General features: G+C 60.2%; 20 protein-coding genes. All 20 read right to left on the bottom strand.

Going from position 1 to position 13,474, the window contains the following annotated elements; all coding sequences use genetic code 11:
- Nucleotides 1–30 precede the first annotated feature (30 nt).
- The 20 genes from PSH94_RS06290 to PSH94_RS06195 all read right to left on the bottom strand — a co-directional run bounded on the left by PSH94_RS06290 (nucleotide 31) and on the right by PSH94_RS06195 (nucleotide 12,889).
- The gene (locus PSH94_RS06290) at nucleotides 31–531 is read right to left on the bottom strand and encodes a CinA family protein (RefSeq protein ID WP_253510814.1); all 501 of its coding nucleotides are present in this window, start codon (nucleotides 529–531) and stop codon (nucleotides 31–33) included.
- 81 nt (nucleotides 532–612) lie between these two features.
- On the bottom strand, nucleotides 613–1,125 hold the full coding sequence (locus PSH94_RS06285) for a lysis system i-spanin subunit Rz (RefSeq protein ID WP_181080564.1): 513 nt from the start codon (nucleotides 1,123–1,125) through the stop codon (nucleotides 613–615).
- Complete coding sequence (locus PSH94_RS06280; RefSeq protein WP_305436885.1) at nucleotides 1,113–1,670, bottom strand: glycoside hydrolase family 19 protein; 558 nt, start codon at nucleotides 1,668–1,670, stop codon at nucleotides 1,113–1,115. Before PSH94_RS06280 ends, PSH94_RS06285 begins: the two co-directional genes overlap by 13 nt.
- A 21-nt stretch (nucleotides 1,671–1,691) precedes the next feature.
- Nucleotides 1,692–2,702: a contractile injection system protein, VgrG/Pvc8 family gene (locus PSH94_RS06275; protein ID WP_305436883.1), complete on the bottom strand. Its 1,011-nt coding sequence runs from the start codon at nucleotides 2,700–2,702 to the stop codon at nucleotides 1,692–1,694.
- A gap of 9 nt (nucleotides 2,703–2,711) precedes the next feature.
- Nucleotides 2,712–2,924, bottom strand: a complete 213-nt coding sequence (locus tag PSH94_RS06270) for a tail protein X (protein WP_181080561.1) — start codon at nucleotides 2,922–2,924, stop codon at nucleotides 2,712–2,714.
- The gene (locus tag PSH94_RS06265; RefSeq protein ID WP_253510800.1) at nucleotides 2,917–3,300 is read right to left on the bottom strand and encodes a phage tail protein; all 384 of its coding nucleotides are present in this window, start codon (nucleotides 3,298–3,300) and stop codon (nucleotides 2,917–2,919) included. Before PSH94_RS06265 ends, PSH94_RS06270 begins: the two co-directional genes overlap by 8 nt.
- Nucleotides 3,300–5,138 (bottom strand): phage tail tape measure protein, encoded by a 1,839-nt coding sequence (locus tag PSH94_RS06260; RefSeq protein WP_305436882.1) that lies wholly within the window; start codon nucleotides 5,136–5,138, stop codon nucleotides 3,300–3,302. Before PSH94_RS06260 ends, PSH94_RS06265 begins: the two co-directional genes overlap by 1 nt.
- Nucleotides 5,139–5,265: 127 nt before the next feature.
- Nucleotides 5,266–5,838, bottom strand: a complete 573-nt coding sequence (locus PSH94_RS06255; RefSeq protein WP_266248165.1) for a phage tail assembly protein — start codon at nucleotides 5,836–5,838, stop codon at nucleotides 5,266–5,268.
- 50 nt (nucleotides 5,839–5,888) lie between these two features.
- On the bottom strand, nucleotides 5,889–6,395 hold the full coding sequence (locus PSH94_RS06250) for a phage major tail tube protein (RefSeq protein WP_305436881.1): 507 nt from the start codon (nucleotides 6,393–6,395) through the stop codon (nucleotides 5,889–5,891).
- Complete coding sequence (locus PSH94_RS06245) at nucleotides 6,395–7,561, bottom strand: phage tail protein (protein ID WP_305436879.1); 1,167 nt, start codon at nucleotides 7,559–7,561, stop codon at nucleotides 6,395–6,397. The genes PSH94_RS06250 and PSH94_RS06245 overlap by 1 nt, the downstream gene beginning before the upstream one ends.
- 2 nt (nucleotides 7,562–7,563) lie before the next feature.
- Nucleotides 7,564–7,737: a hypothetical protein gene (locus PSH94_RS06240; protein WP_181080555.1), complete on the bottom strand. Its 174-nt coding sequence runs from the start codon at nucleotides 7,735–7,737 to the stop codon at nucleotides 7,564–7,566.
- Between the two features lie 86 nt (nucleotides 7,738–7,823).
- On the bottom strand, nucleotides 7,824–8,060 hold the full coding sequence (locus tag PSH94_RS06235) for a tail fiber assembly protein (RefSeq protein ID WP_266248162.1): 237 nt from the start codon (nucleotides 8,058–8,060) through the stop codon (nucleotides 7,824–7,826).
- A 9-nt stretch (nucleotides 8,061–8,069) separates the two neighbouring features.
- The gene (locus PSH94_RS06230) at nucleotides 8,070–8,822 is read right to left on the bottom strand and encodes a hypothetical protein (protein WP_266248161.1); all 753 of its coding nucleotides are present in this window, start codon (nucleotides 8,820–8,822) and stop codon (nucleotides 8,070–8,072) included.
- A gap of 62 nt (nucleotides 8,823–8,884) precedes the next feature.
- The gene (locus PSH94_RS06225; protein ID WP_266248160.1) at nucleotides 8,885–9,427 is read right to left on the bottom strand and encodes a hypothetical protein; all 543 of its coding nucleotides are present in this window, start codon (nucleotides 9,425–9,427) and stop codon (nucleotides 8,885–8,887) included.
- The gene (locus PSH94_RS06220; protein ID WP_181080551.1) at nucleotides 9,424–10,062 is read right to left on the bottom strand and encodes a phage tail protein I; all 639 of its coding nucleotides are present in this window, start codon (nucleotides 10,060–10,062) and stop codon (nucleotides 9,424–9,426) included. The genes PSH94_RS06225 and PSH94_RS06220 overlap by 4 nt, the downstream gene beginning before the upstream one ends.
- Nucleotides 10,059–11,054: a baseplate J/gp47 family protein gene (locus PSH94_RS06215; RefSeq protein ID WP_253510778.1), complete on the bottom strand. Its 996-nt coding sequence runs from the start codon at nucleotides 11,052–11,054 to the stop codon at nucleotides 10,059–10,061. The genes PSH94_RS06220 and PSH94_RS06215 overlap by 4 nt, the downstream gene beginning before the upstream one ends.
- Complete coding sequence (locus PSH94_RS06210; RefSeq protein ID WP_181080549.1) at nucleotides 11,051–11,383, bottom strand: phage baseplate protein; 333 nt, start codon at nucleotides 11,381–11,383, stop codon at nucleotides 11,051–11,053. Before PSH94_RS06210 ends, PSH94_RS06215 begins: the two co-directional genes overlap by 4 nt.
- 9 nt (nucleotides 11,384–11,392) lie before the next feature.
- Nucleotides 11,393–12,004, bottom strand: coding sequence for a phage baseplate assembly protein V (locus PSH94_RS06205; RefSeq protein ID WP_266248159.1), 612 nt, complete (start codon nucleotides 12,002–12,004; stop codon nucleotides 11,393–11,395).
- Nucleotides 12,005–12,007: 3 nt separating this feature from the next.
- Nucleotides 12,008–12,523, bottom strand: a complete 516-nt coding sequence (locus PSH94_RS06200) for a hypothetical protein (RefSeq protein WP_181080547.1) — start codon at nucleotides 12,521–12,523, stop codon at nucleotides 12,008–12,010.
- A gap of 21 nt (nucleotides 12,524–12,544) precedes the next feature.
- Complete coding sequence (locus tag PSH94_RS06195; protein WP_181080546.1) at nucleotides 12,545–12,889, bottom strand: phage holin family protein; 345 nt, start codon at nucleotides 12,887–12,889, stop codon at nucleotides 12,545–12,547.
- Nucleotides 12,890–13,474 lie beyond the last annotated feature (585 nt).

The raw sequence follows: 13,474 nt of genomic DNA, 5'->3' as shown, positions 1-13,474 counted from the left end.
CAGTATTGTTCCACAAAGATCGGAGATCGCCTACCCCTGATTTTCTATTTCTAGTGCAGCTCGTCGCAACAAGCCCTCCAGCGCAGCTTTTACCGTTTGTCGACGGACTTCGTCACGGTTGCCGGAGAAGTGTTCGCGCTGTGCCGTGACCGCCTCCCCCACGCCGAACGCCAGCCACACCGTGCCCACCGGTTTTTCCGGCGAACCACCATCCGGCCCTGCCACGCCGCTGACCGCCACGGCGAACCGCGCCAGACTTTTCTCCTGCGCGCCACGCACCATCGCCTCCACCACCTCCTGGCTGACAGCGCCCACGTTGTTGAACAAGCCCTCCGGTACATTCAACTGTCGAGTCTTCTGCCGGTTGGAATAGGTGACGTAACCTGCTTCGAACCACGCCGAACTGCCGGGAATCCGAGTGATAGCCTCGGCAATACCGCCACCGGTACAGGACTCGGCAGTGGTGACATGAGCATTGAGCACCTGGAGTCGGCGCCCCAGTTCAGCGGCAAGTTGAGTGATTTCGTTCACGGTCGTCTCCGGGAATGAGCGGGCGTTCGCCTACCCTACAGGAGCAAATCGCACACGCAAGCGACAGGCTGCATCAGGATGCTAACGCGCGACGGCGTGCACATACGCCTGGCACGCACGCAAGGCAATCACGGCGTTATCGCCGTCATCGGTGATGGCGATAATTCGTTGAGCATGCGCCGGGTCAAGTCGGGCTCGAGGGGCTGCATGAACCACGCCGCCGGCGGGGGCGGGGGCTGGCACCGAGCTGCCGTTGGCGGGTTCGGTGGCGTCGAGAAGGACTGACAACCGCACATCAGCAGTGGCCAGGCGATCACGCAAAACCGCTTGATGACGTTGGGCATCGCTTAACTCCTGAGCATGCTGTCGGTCGCTGGCATTGAGCTGTTGCTCAAGAGCCAGGCGCCTGTCTTGTTCGGCCTGCTGCTGGTGCAACGCCTGCCGGGTTTGTTGATCGAGCGCCTGCGCGTGCACGGCCGACAACCGCTCAAGCTGTGCGTCATATCGCCAGGCCTGAACCTGCCAGGTCAATCCCGCCGCCATCACCAGCAGCAGGAAATAACCGAGCAAGCGGTAGGACGCTAGGAAGCGCATAACACCGCCTTCGCCCTCGCCCATAGCTGCATACGATGATCCAGGCCATTGAGGCCGCCATTGATACGTCGAGTAATGGTGGTGAACTGGTCCTTGTCGGCCAACTCGTTCAGGCCATTGCTCTGCCAGAACCAGGCGGCGGATTCACATGCCCATTGGGGTTGTTCCAGCAGTTGAGGCTGGGCCAATAACCGTTCGTCACCGAACAGCGCCCGACTGCACGCCAGGTAATTGCGACGCCCGGTGATCTGTATCAGCCCCCTGCCCCGGTACTGCTGGCCGTCGCCATCCGCTTCAGGGGTATTGCCCAGTCTGGCGGCAAGGGGTCCGGTGTCATATTTGCTCAGGTAGCGATCACTGCCCAGTTCGCGCAGGTACTGCAGTTCGCCGGATTCGTGACCGATCTGGGCGAGGAACGCAGCGATGCGCTGGGGGCTGGTAATCGAGTGCCGGGCCATCGCCGCATTTATGGCAGGCAAAAAAAGACCCGCTGTGAGGCGGGCCGTTGGCATGACGTGGACAAGCTGGGGAAGCGTAATCAGCATGGTTTCTACTCTGCAAAAGGTCTAGATCGACAACCCACCCGCCACAATCGAACTGCGATACCCCGTCACCGGGTCGCCCACATGGGTAACCTGGATAATCGACCAGCGCCCTTGCATATACGAGGGCCAGCTTTCATCCAGGCGCAGCAACCCTTCGGCGGCGAGCAGCGGGTTGCCAGGGCACTCGATCTGCAGTTTCAAATCTTCCCGGCCCACGCGTCGCAGTTCGGCTTCGGCCACGGCACGGGCTTCGGCTTCGTTCTGGCAGCGTTGGCGCAGGTTTTTGAACGGCGCGATGCCCAACTCCACGACATGCTGCTTAGCCCCCACGGCATCCCACCAAGTCACGCGGCAGCCCATATATTTGGAGCGCGACTGCTCGTCGAGCTTGGCGGTGATGAATGCCCGGTCGCCGGGGCGGTTGTCTTGGGTCACGGATAGCGTCACCTCCGGCAGCAGCTGGCCCGAGAGCGAATGGACCTTGCCGGCTTCCGCCAGCACGTACAGTTCGTTGATCGGTTTGGTGACGGCGCTGTAGCGACTGGCCAGGCGCGTGATAAATGCCATGTCGCTTTCGTTGGATTGATCGATATGGGGGATCGGAATGCTTTCCAGTGCCGGCGCGACGCGGGGTGAATAGCCATGTCGACCGATGACCTGGCGAAACAGCGCGCCCAGGGTGGTGGGCCCGTAACTGGCGGAGCGGCGCTGTCGGTAATGGCTGGGGTCCGCCGCGCTGAAAGGTGCGGCGGTAGCGACGATCAGCAGGCGCATCGGAAACAGCACGGGAGTGCGCTGCATGATGACAAACTGGCCTTTTTCCACCAATCCCGACTCCTGATAGCCGACCCGCAGGCCGATCTTGCCGCTCAGGCTCGGCAACCCTTCCAGGCCCTCGATGTTCAGTGTCAGTTCGAGCCTGTCGGCTTTGATACCGGCGGCGTCGGTGTGGCTCCAGTGCATCAAGCGTTGATTGAGCAGCGCCGCATTGGCGCCGTAGAACTCGACGATCGGGGTGAATCCCTGTGCCATGCAGCCTCCTCAATCCCACGCTGAAACAGGTTGCGACACCGTCGGCCGCGCGGGCATCTCCGGCACCACCACCCACACGCCGGCCGGCAACACCGGGCCATGCTCGGCCAACTCGGGGTTCAAGCGCCAGAGGGTTTCTTCGGCTGCGTCGTCGCAGCGCCCCAACTCGCGGTAAAGCAACAGGTTGACCGAATCGCCGGCAATACTTCGCACTCTACGCATTGACGAATTCCTCCAATTCAAGGGTCCAGGCCACGACCATGGCGGTGCCGTCATCGATCACGTTGCTTTGGGTTTCCACCAACGAATTGATACGCCACAAGCCCCAGTTACGGCCAATGCCATCGACCAGGGGCAATGGCGCCCGCGCATCCTGCAACGCGCGCAATTCGTCCAGGCGCTGCATGCCCACGGCGTACATCGCCATGCCGCTGAACGAGAGCTTTTCCAGTTGCTGGCCGTTCTGCCTTGACTGCGGCTTGCTGGCAATGATTTCCAGGTTGCTCCAGCCGCCGTAACTGCTATGGATGAGCGAGGCGTAGGCGAAGCCACGGGACAGGCCAAAAATAAAATCGCCCAGTACCATCTGTTGTCGCATCAATCACCTCCTGTATCGGTCAGTGCCGCGTTGCGTCGAATGCCCAGGGAATCGGTGACCATGGGCATGCATTGAAACTGCAGGGCTTGCATCACCTGGTTGACGACCTGCTGGGCCTCGGCGGGGTTGACGCCAGTGATCTGGATACTCGGTGAGATCGTGACCTGGACGTTATCGGTGCGAGCACTGTTGAGTTCCTCGCTCAACGTATTCGGCGCGGGCAGGCGATCACTCGAACCGAACAGTTTGTCACCGATCCAACTGCCCGCTTCGCTGCCCAGCAAGCCGCCAATGGCGCCGCCGACCGCGGTGCCGACTCCGGGAAAAATCAAGGTGCCGATCGCCGCGCCGGCGGAAGCCCCGGCCCAGGCGCCACCGGCGGTGCTGAGACCGGCGCCGACAGCCTTCGCGTCGCCATTGCGCACGCCCTGGACCACGTCAATGGCGGCGTCGACGTACTTCAGCGGCCCGAGACGGCGGGCGCCGGCGGACTCCAGCTTACTCATCACTCCGGTCAGCTCGGAGGCCGGTATTTTGGGCGCGTGAGTCACCCCAGGTACGGTTGAACGCTCGTGACTGGAGTTCTGCGTGTGCGGCTGGGCAGTTGCGCGCGCGTCGGCAGGCAGAGGCACGCCGCCACGTTCCAGGGTTTCAATCAGCCCAGGGGCTCTGGCTGGGAGCGGTTGGCGCAGGTCGGCGTGGCTCGTTCGGCTATTGACCTGCGCGTCGCGCGGCTGCAGGCCCTGCACCGGGGCAACGGCATGGAAACCTGTGGACTGAGCCGGGAAAAACGGTTGCATCAGGCGCTCAGGCAAACCACGCAGCATCGACATCGCGCCGCGACCTTTCAGGGGTGCAAGCCTTGCGGCAGGCGACCGCGCCCCAGATGCCGGTTTCTTCTGAGGGCCCTGTTTCTTCGGCGTGCTCTGCGCTTTGCGGTTTTTCTGGGACTTAGGCTTGGAGGTAGGCTTTTTGCCGGCGGACGGGCCTCTGCGACCAGGGCGGCGGCTACTCACCGGGGCTTGGGTCGCGGTGGCGCAGCAGCATGGTTGGCTCTTTTTGAAGCCATCGCTTTTGAACAGTTTGCCAAGCCCGCCAGGCAGTTTGCCCAGCGTCAGATCGAGCACGTTGCCTGTCACCCGGCTTTTGATCGTGTCTCCCATGCCCGAGAAAAAGCCGGTAACCACCGGTGAAAACATCGGCAGAACCACGGCCTCCGCGGTTTTGACAGTGGTGGCGGCGGCTGGCGACTCGCCGGCCCAGACGTTGGCTTTGTCGGTCACAGCGGTCTTGGTTCGCAGCCACACGTCTTCCCAGAGTACCGGTGCGGGTTTAAGCGTCGTGGAGAGGCGCTCCTCACTCTTTGCCGACGACTCCCGCAGTTGCGCTATTGTTTTTTCCTTGACGGCCGGCGCAGCGAACGATTGTTGAAAAGCGGCAACGGGATCGAGGGCCTTTACGTCGAGCAGCGTCATGGTCTCACGGACCAGATGCTGGTCTTTCGATGTACTCGACTTAACTTCAGTCGTTGCCTTTTGTTCGGTCCCCTTGCCGATTTTAGACGCCTCACTGTCCACCGCCTTAAGCTGCGACAAGGAGGTTTGCAGCGCGTCCACACTGTCACGCAGTAACCCCAGGGCCAGCGAAAGACCGTTGAGTTGCACGCCGGCGTTGGTCAGCGCCAGACTCATCGAAAACAACGGCGCCGCCTCTGCGTGACTTCCAGACGCCAGAGGGCCTGGGTTAACACTGTCGGCACCCTGCGCGCCGTCTGCGTGGCGAAATACACCCTGGCCATCCTTGACCACGGCATACGCGAGCGAATACTTGTCCTGCATCCCGCTTACTCCTGTTTAACGCCAAGGCGAGTGATCGCAATGTCGTAGCGGCGCAATGCTTTTCCGGCGTCCCAGTCGAGGATCTCCGCCTCGTTGACCGAGTAGATCAGCGGCACCACGTCGAGGATTACCTCGATGTCGCGTTCCGAAAGAAGTCCGCCGGTTGATTTAAAAAATCGTCGATCCGCTCCTGCAGCTCGGTCCAGTCGGGCACGGTCAACCCCGACAGGTCAGGGATCATCAACCCTGTGCAATGGGCGGTAATAAACTCGGCGCGCTCTTTATTGGTGGCGAGCTTTTTCATCACCTTGGTGGCGCGCAGAGCCGGCATCTCCAGAGGCAGTTCGGTCAGGGTTCGGCCGGCTGCTTCCAGGGGCAATAGCAGTTGCACGGGCTGGTCGTAAGGCGGCGCCTCGTGGGCATTCAGGAAAAACGACGCCGGGCGTGTCGACATATCGTGCACGTATTGAGCGATGCTTACGTAGTCCGGGCGTTTCAGCTGATCCAGCTCTTTTTCCGACAGGCCGGTGGCGAGTTTCGCCAGTTCAAAGAACTGGTCGTCCTCGTCGTCACCGGCCCGGGCCAGCGCATCTTTTTGCGCGGCGTAGTACAGCGGTTTGAGTTGCACCTGCTCGATCGTTGCACCGGTGTCGGCGGTGATCGGAGACAGCAGGTGATGCAGCGGTGGCATCCAGGCCATGAGGCAATTCCTTGTTCAAACAAGGGGCGAGCGTGCTCGCCCCAAGGGGTTTAAGGCATCAGCACGGCGCGGCGGGCATCGCCCAGAATATCGACACCGTTGAGCACGAATTTCTGGGTGCGCACGTCGATATCAATCACCGGGATGCCATTCTCCAGTCGGGTGTAGGTGCGGCAGGACAACTCCAGCGTGGTCAGGGCTTTGTCGCCCATTTTCAGCTTCGCTTCATCGAGTGATTTGAGCTTGCCGCCGACGGTGTGGTAAGTGAAATACGTTTTGCCGTCCTGGTCCTGGCCGGCCTCACGCACGTTCAGCAGGATGTCGTCGCCCATGCGCACGCCCAGGGCCAGCATGATTTCCGGGCCGGCGCCTTGCAGCACCAGCGTGGCGCCGAGCACCTTGCCGCTCTTGGCCATTTCCTCGGCAATAAAGCGGCCGCCGGACATGGGTTCCATCTCGAACTCGATCTTCGGCGGGTTGAACTCTTCCACGGTCGCGGACAACGGCAGGCCTTGGAGGGTGGCCGCAATGGCCTGTCTGACTCGGTTGGTAAACATTAGAGAACGTCCTCCAGGAACTGCTCGATGATTTCATCGCGGGCGTTGAGTTGATAAATCATGTGTTCGTTTGGCGCGTAGCGGCCGTAGTCGATGACGATGAACCAGGTGCCGTTCTTGTACTTCTCGACGCTGTTCAACTCCGGGTGCAGGTACACGCTGCCGCCGGGAATGGTTTCGTCGACGACCAGGGTTTGCAGCCAATCGTTGATGCGCTTGACCTCCTGGTCCATGAAGGACTTGGTGAGGTTCTTGGCCATGGCTTTCTGGCCGGCCTTGACCAGCTTGCGGCTGATGGCATCTTCCAGGCCCACATAGCTGATGAACTTACCGGTGATGGAACGGTTACCCAGCAACGAAAAACCGCCAAGGATGGTGCGGGCGTAGTAGCTGACGCCATAGCGATTGAGCAGGTCGCCTTCGGTGGAGGTATCGAGGATGTTGTACTCGACGACGCGGGAAACGTCCTCGGCGAACGTCACCTGATTACCAGGGCTTTCCCACTGTTTGACCTTAGCAAGCGCAGCGATGGCCAGGGACGACGGCGACAGGAACACGTTTTTCTTCGCCGCCTTGGAGTACACCGACGGCATGTTGTGCACCAGCAGGCAACGGTCGAAACCCAGGTCGGCGCCGCCCAGTTCGCCGCTGTAGGCCACTTGGTCGGCGACGCTGGCATCTTTGCCATCGAGCACGACACGTGCCTTGACGCGCTTGCCGAACGCGGCGAACTCGCCGGCCACGGCCTTGGTGCCGGTGAAGCCTGGAGCGCCGATGATGGTCAAGTCTTCGGGGACGCTGCTCAGGGCGGCCAGGCCCAGTTTGCGGCCGGTCACCGGCTCGTTGCCGCCGATCACTTTGTTGAGGGTGTCAGCGGGCGTCGCGCCCTCCTCCACAATCACCACGTAGACCGGCACCTTTACGACTTTGAGAATCTGGTAGACGGCGTGGAACAGCGTGCCCGACTCGGCCCCGGTGGGGTCCAGCAGCGCCTGGGTGGTGAAGCTATTGATGCGAAACGGTGCGTTTTTCGGAATCGACGCATGGGCGTTCGGCGCGGTGCCGACCAGACCGATCACGTTGTCACCCAGGCCACCCATGGCCTCGGGGGATTCGGTGGCATTCACGGTGATGCCGTTGTGCTCGAAGTTAAGAACCTCAGCCATGGTTATTCAGCCTTCTTGGGGGTGGAGTTGAGGACGCTGGTCAGTTCCAGACGGCCGGCGGTGCGCAGGGCGGATGCTTCGACGTCCAACAGTTCGAGCTCCTCGCCGACGGTGGACCAATGGCCCTTGCCGGTGGGGAATGGGATGAGGACGGTGTAGGTTTGGCGGTCAGACATGAGTGGAATTCTCCGGGTGTAGAACGCCAAAGCCCCTGCGGCGAGGGGCTTTGGGGAGGCGAAAAAAAACCGCTTTCGCGGTGAGGTTATTTGAGAAAGGGAGGTTTAGATGGCCACTCGACCGCGTCCGGGTCGCTGCCTTGGTCCGGGATATCTCGCAGGCCCTGACGATAGGTTAAAAACGCAGCCTTGTTTGACTCCTCCATTGGATAATCTGGCATAGCCGCATAATCACTGGCAGCCAGATCCTGGTCGCGAGCACTACGAATTACCTGCCACTTGATTAGCGGATGAAGTTCAGCAGGTACAAAAATCGGTTTCATAATTTCTCCTTAATTCAACGCCAACATAGTTCCCCAGTCACCTGGACTAGTAACAACACCCGTACATGCACCTGCCAGCATCACCTCGACAACCCCGGATGCGGAGTTGCGCATTGGGTGCAGATGATAATAAGCACCGAAGAGCTCGGTGGGTGCTACAACCGCAGAGCACCAGCGCCATTTGCCTTTTTCTACCCCTGTGCTCCAAGCACCAGCAATTGCCCCCTCTACAACTCGGACAAAAGCCCCCAATGTAATGTAAGAGTTAAGCGGCACCGCGCCAGTCCCATTTGCAAGCGCCGTATCTACGGTGTAGGGGAAAGCCAGCCACGGACTCACACCGGCGGTTGCCCATTTCAACTGCCACACGTTGACGATAGTTCGCCAGTACTCACTGGCCCTAATATCAAATTCAGGAAACTGTTCACGCACGTCCGCCTGTACCTGCAACATGAAGTCCACATCCGCCTGCGGGCGTCCCGTGGCTTGAGAGGTAGCAGTTATCGAACGAAGTTTGTTGCAAGTTACTTCACCATGAATACCCCAGTTATCAATCAATTTCCCGTCGGCGCTGGGGTACAAATTGAAATTTTTAGTCACCGCCAGCCTTGGCAAGCGATTTTTAAGATCCAACAATTGCGCTTCATAGGCACGTCGTGCCTCAGCAATCGCTTTATCAATCTCTCCGACCTTTCCGGTGATAACTTGGGTAAGGTTATTCGCTGCACTGACCACGGCGGCCAGTTGTTGTTCTGTACTCAAAATATGATCTCCTTATCTTTTACAATGACCAGACAGTTTCTCAATTTAGAAAGCCGACAAAACTAGATGCCGCCGCCAACACTTTCGAGTTTCATTACTCGAAACATGAGCCCTACCCCTCTGGCCATGTTGTCTACACTGGCTGCGGACAACGCTGCCAACTCATCGATCAACAACACATTCAGATTTTCACTCCCCACCACAATCACCAAGCTATCCCCCGGCAACGGCGAAACATCCAGCGTAAACTTCTGCAGTACCCGAGCCGCCGCCGCTTTATACGTCAGCAACTTCCCGGCGACGGAATACACCGCCAACAACGTCCCACTGGCGAGATAAAAACCAAACTCGCCAATTTCATATTCACCGTCGCCATCAAACAGCGCGGCCATCCTGAGTTGGTGGTTGCCCAGGTCTTCATAATCCACGATGGCGACCCGCTGGCGTTCGTCGCGCAAGGCCACTTCGCTGCCGTCCGGGTTGTAGCGCCCGGTGCCGGCGCCAATGTGGGTTATTTCACCTTTCAAACCCTGGTTCTTTGCCTGCAGCACTTCATCCAATCCCTTGGAGGTGAAGCGCACCAGGCGCGTAATGTCATCTGTCATGGCTGCGCCCTGAGGTCGTAGTCGTTAATGGTGTAGTGCCGGGCGACGCCTGCACTGTTTAGCCCAGCAACCAGCGCCAATTCAGGCAATGCGCCGCTGAGCGAGAACTCCCCGTCGCTTAAGGGGGCCTCGAGGACTTGCGCAAACGCAAGCTGACCTGCGGTTTCATGCACGATGGTGATCGTCGCCTGATCCCGCTCGCTCTTGGCAGCGTTGATACGCCGGATCAACCGGTTATGGTCGCCACTGGACCAGCTGCGCCCAATAATGGCCTGCACGTCGAACGTGTAGGGCACACCCAAAGGCCGCTGCTGGTACCAAGCGCTGATGTTGGGAGTAAAACCCAGTGACTCCACCGCATGGCTCAACGCCTTGGGTGTGCCCGCCTGACGCTGAATCTGCCAGGACAGGCCCACGGTCAGGCGCTTCTCTGTTTCGGTAGCGTGTGCATCCCATTCGCTGACACCGCGGTCGGCCGCCAGGTAGGGAAGAAACTCGACGGGCGTCAGCAGCGGGTTCATTAAGGCGGGAAACGGCGGTATAACGCGGTCGAGCAATGTGCCGAAGCCTACGTCCAACGCCTTCTCCAACGGTGAGCTATTGGCCGGCAACAGGCTCGCGGTGATGTCACTCATAGCGTGCGTACCTCCACCTCGACACCGGTGCAGTAAGGGGCCTGGAAGGCCGTGGTGACGATAGGCTCCAGGGGTTCGAGAATCTGCAATTGCGCCGCGCCGGCGCTGTGAATGGCGTAGTCGATCCAGCTGGGGTCGACGCGTCCTTCAAGGCGATGGCAGGATTCCGCATATGTTTGCAGCAGACGTTGCGCCGCGACCTGGGTCAAGCCGGAGTCCGGACCGGCGTTGATCCTGGCCACTACGCGGATCTTGTAGGGAAGGATCTGCGCACTCTGCACGCTGACCAGGTCGGTTTCCGGCCGCACATCCGGCCGTGCGAAATGTCGTCGTACACCGTCAAGCAAATCGGCGGAAGCAGTGCCATCACCCTCTCGGGACAGCACGGTGACCATCACTTCGCCTGGAGCGGTGCGTCGTCCATTGCCGTCCTTGACCTGGGCTGCATAGCCGTCCGGATCAAAGGTGTAGCTGACTGTGACCAGCCCTGGTGTAGCGCTTTGCACCTTCACCGACGGCCGCTCGCCCAGGGTGAAGACCTCGCGGCGGTACTGCATCCGCGAACCCGCCGCCGGCGCATGGGGCGCCAGGTAATAGCGCAGGCGGGCATCGTCGTCACTTTCCAGGGTCGGCGGCACGGGCGGGAATGCCGCCGGGTCGCCGGGGTCGAGCACCTGGCGCTCCAGCCCCATGTCGGCCAGGCGTGCATCCAGGTTGCTGCCGTTGGCCCACCAGGCCAGCATCTGCTTGATGCGGGCGTTGTATTTGCGTTCATGGGTTTGCAGGCGCACGCAGAACGCTTCCAGGGCCAGGGTCAGCAGTTCGCTTTCATTGTCCAGGCTGACCTTGAGCTTGGCCGCGCTCTGCGGCGCACGGCTGGCAACGTAGTCGATGACGAACGCTTTGAACTCCGCCAGCAAGGGTTCGAACGCATCCACGGCGATAAGGGCCGGCTCCGCCAGTTGGTTCTGGCCTGGGATCAACATACTCATGTCACGACCTCGAAGGTTTGTTGACGGTTTTTCCAGGTGCCGGCAAAGCGCAGCAACAGGCCGGCGCCTTGCCGCGTGGCGACGATGACGTCGGGTTGAAAGTCGGCGATGCCGTTCTGGGTGTTGTAGAACGCCTGGGCCGCGTGGCTCTGGGCGAGGATCAGCAGGTCGTCGCCCAGGTTCCGGCCGAGCAACTGCGGGATCAGCGAGCCGTACAACGGACGTTTCTGGCGACTGCCCACGGGGGTAGTCAGCGCTCGGGTGGCACGCTGCACAAACTGCAGCCAGTCATCGACGGCTGCCCCGGTATTCCTATCGATTCCGATCATGGCAAATCCTTATGCGCTGCTGATCACGCGGCCCTGGTGATCCACCACCGGGCCGCTTAAATGCACGCCGCCGGCATCCAATCGCAGACCGGCAGCGCCGAGTTGCAGAGTGATGCTGTCGGCCATCATCACCAGGTTGGCGGCGCCGACGTTTACGATCACTTGCTCACGAGAGCCTGTGACGGTGGTGGGACCATTACGCCAATTGAATACGTGACTGGCGTCGTCGTATTCGCTTTGAGTACCGTCCTGATGCTGGCGACGGGTCAAGGTTGCAAGGCTGGAGACCGGTGGAAACAGACTACTGTTCAGGCCGAACAGGGCTACGGACTGCGCGCCGCCTTCCCCGCTGCCGTAGTTAAGCAGCAGGCACTGTTCGCCCACTGAAGGAATGCGGGTTTCCGTCTGCGCACCGGCACTGGGATTGAAAAAACGAATGGCCGGGGTGAGCAGATCGCCGTGGCTGACCTTGCAGGTATGACTGGCGGCGTCGACTTGCTGGCATGTGCCGATGCGGCAGAAGCTGTCGGCGCGGCGGTACAGGTCCTCGAGCTGGGTTTCCATTTCCGCCAGCCGTTCGATGATCGGCCCCAGCTGCATGCGTAGCAGTGCTTCGAACATGGACTACTCCTGCAGTGGGCGGTATTGATCGGGGTCGTCGATATTCGAGACTTCCCAGGTGCGGGCAACCAGCGGTATGCCCGTGGGATCGTCGAGCAACGACGGGCCGAGGTAGAGGTTTTGGGTAAAGGAAACCGTCCAGGTGTCGTAGTCCGTTTCGCTACTGACGGATATCGAGGGCGCTGCAACGATGGACATGGGCAGGTCGCAATGCTCGGGCGGCAAGCCCCAGCGGTTGTCCAGGGCCAGGTCCATCAGTTGACTGGCCAGGTCACAGGTATCGAAAGGCGCCGAAGCGTTGGTGATGGTGGCCGTGAGCGAGACCAGCAAGGCATGTGCCTTGCGACCTTCAAGGGTGCGAGTGCCGGAGCCGTTGCGCTCCACGTTGATCAGGATGCCGCTTGTATCCGCAGCGCCCGCAAAGTCCCGGTGATTGCCCACCCTCAAGTGCGGGAACACCGGCTTCAATACCGCTGCGATCGCGGCAGGCAACTGGGAAGGTTTTTCGATAAGTGTCATGTCGTTGCTTCCTTGCAGCGATTACTGCTGATCCGGGCGTGAAGTAGGCGTCTCGTTGACCCCAATTCGTTTGGCCGCCCAACGCTCGTAAAGACCAATAGCCACGTCGGCCCCCGCCATAGCGGTGAGGCATCCGATGGCGCCGGCGGTCCAGATCGACATACCGGCGGCATAACACAGCATCAGGGCTGAAACCCCACAGACCATGCACGCTCCGGACCTCAAGGCCAGACGTCGAATCAACGACCAGCCGCGGGCACCCTCTTTGTCGGCGCGCCACATTTCGCCGGACACTCCGCCGATCAGGGCCAGTGCGATCACCAGCCAGATAGGCATTTCCGCTAACGCTTGCTGCTCGTTTGTCATGTCACGCCTCCTGGCTGAGCAATGCCGGCTGAACGCCGGTTTTCCGGGTAAATCCATTTATAGGTAGGCATTCCAAAAAGCCCGGTCGCCCGGGCTTTTCAGTAATGCTGTCCTCGAACGTTCGGCGCTACTGGCGCGGTACGGTTCTTTCCTCAATGTTTTTCCGACCACGATCCCTGTCTGCCGGATAACTGCTTCTGGTGCTTTACGCTGCACACCCGGGTCAGTTGCCAACCCTCTGAACCGTTAAGGCCGGTTCATCGCTGCCTGTTCTTGTAAAGCGGTGCCACTAAAGAGCGTCGGCATCCTTGCCGGTGTTGCCTGGCCTCCCTGCCATCGCTCGGATGGCGTCCTTGCCAGTGTTGCGTGTCTTCCTTGTCTTCCTTGGCAGCATCCTTGCCGCCTCCACCAGGCCTTGTCGGCTGGCTTGAGACACAGAATATGCATGCATGCATATACAGTCAATGCGTAAATGCATTTATTTTTGCCCAAAATATGCTCAAATGCATTTTTGCGTGGGTGTTCAAGGGGTTGCCAGCTTTTTGCAGGCGAAAAAAAACCCGCAGCTTGGCGGGTTTTGTCCTA

The sequence above is a fragment of the Pseudomonas sp. FP2254 genome, assembly GCF_030687695.1.
Lineage (GTDB): Bacteria > Pseudomonadota > Gammaproteobacteria > Pseudomonadales > Pseudomonadaceae > Aquipseudomonas > Aquipseudomonas quebecensis.
This window is presented reverse-complemented; position numbering and strand designations above follow the sequence as displayed.

Coding starts and splice junctions, on each gene's coding strand:
- PSH94_RS06285 (WP_181080564.1), bottom strand. CDS start 1,125: ATGCGCTTCCTAGCGTCCTACCGCTTGCTCGGTTATTTCCTGCTGCTG.
- PSH94_RS06280 (WP_305436885.1), bottom strand. CDS start 1,670: ATGCTGATTACGCTTCCCCAGCTTGTCCACGTCATGCCAACGGCCCGC.
- PSH94_RS06275 (WP_305436883.1), bottom strand. CDS start 2,702: ATGGCACAGGGATTCACCCCGATCGTCGAGTTCTACGGCGCCAATGCG.
- PSH94_RS06270 (WP_181080561.1), bottom strand. CDS start 2,924: ATGCGTAGAGTGCGAAGTATTGCCGGCGATTCGGTCAACCTGTTGCTT.
- PSH94_RS06265 (WP_253510800.1), bottom strand. CDS start 3,300: ATGCGACAACAGATGGTACTGGGCGATTTTATTTTTGGCCTGTCCCGT.
- PSH94_RS06260 (WP_305436882.1), bottom strand. CDS start 5,138: ATGCAGGACAAGTATTCGCTCGCGTATGCCGTGGTCAAGGATGGCCAG.
- PSH94_RS06255 (WP_266248165.1), bottom strand. CDS start 5,838: ATGGCCTGGATGCCACCGCTGCATCACCTGCTGTCTCCGATCACCGCC.
- PSH94_RS06250 (WP_305436881.1), bottom strand. CDS start 6,395: ATGTTTACCAACCGAGTCAGACAGGCCATTGCGGCCACCCTCCAAGGC.
- PSH94_RS06245 (WP_305436879.1), bottom strand. CDS start 7,561: ATGGCTGAGGTTCTTAACTTCGAGCACAACGGCATCACCGTGAATGCC.
- PSH94_RS06240 (WP_181080555.1), bottom strand. CDS start 7,737: ATGTCTGACCGCCAAACCTACACCGTCCTCATCCCATTCCCCACCGGC.
- PSH94_RS06235 (WP_266248162.1), bottom strand. CDS start 8,060: ATGAAACCGATTTTTGTACCTGCTGAACTTCATCCGCTAATCAAGTGG.
- PSH94_RS06225 (WP_266248160.1), bottom strand. CDS start 9,427: ATGACAGATGACATTACGCGCCTGGTGCGCTTCACCTCCAAGGGATTG.
- PSH94_RS06220 (WP_181080551.1), bottom strand. CDS start 10,062: ATGAGTGACATCACCGCGAGCCTGTTGCCGGCCAATAGCTCACCGTTG.
- PSH94_RS06215 (WP_253510778.1), bottom strand. CDS start 11,054: ATGAGTATGTTGATCCCAGGCCAGAACCAACTGGCGGAGCCGGCCCTT.
- PSH94_RS06210 (WP_181080549.1), bottom strand. CDS start 11,383: ATGATCGGAATCGATAGGAATACCGGGGCAGCCGTCGATGACTGGCTG.
- PSH94_RS06205 (WP_266248159.1), bottom strand. CDS start 12,004: ATGTTCGAAGCACTGCTACGCATGCAGCTGGGGCCGATCATCGAACGG.
- PSH94_RS06200 (WP_181080547.1), bottom strand. CDS start 12,523: ATGACACTTATCGAAAAACCTTCCCAGTTGCCTGCCGCGATCGCAGCG.
- PSH94_RS06195 (WP_181080546.1), bottom strand. CDS start 12,889: ATGACAAACGAGCAGCAAGCGTTAGCGGAAATGCCTATCTGGCTGGTG.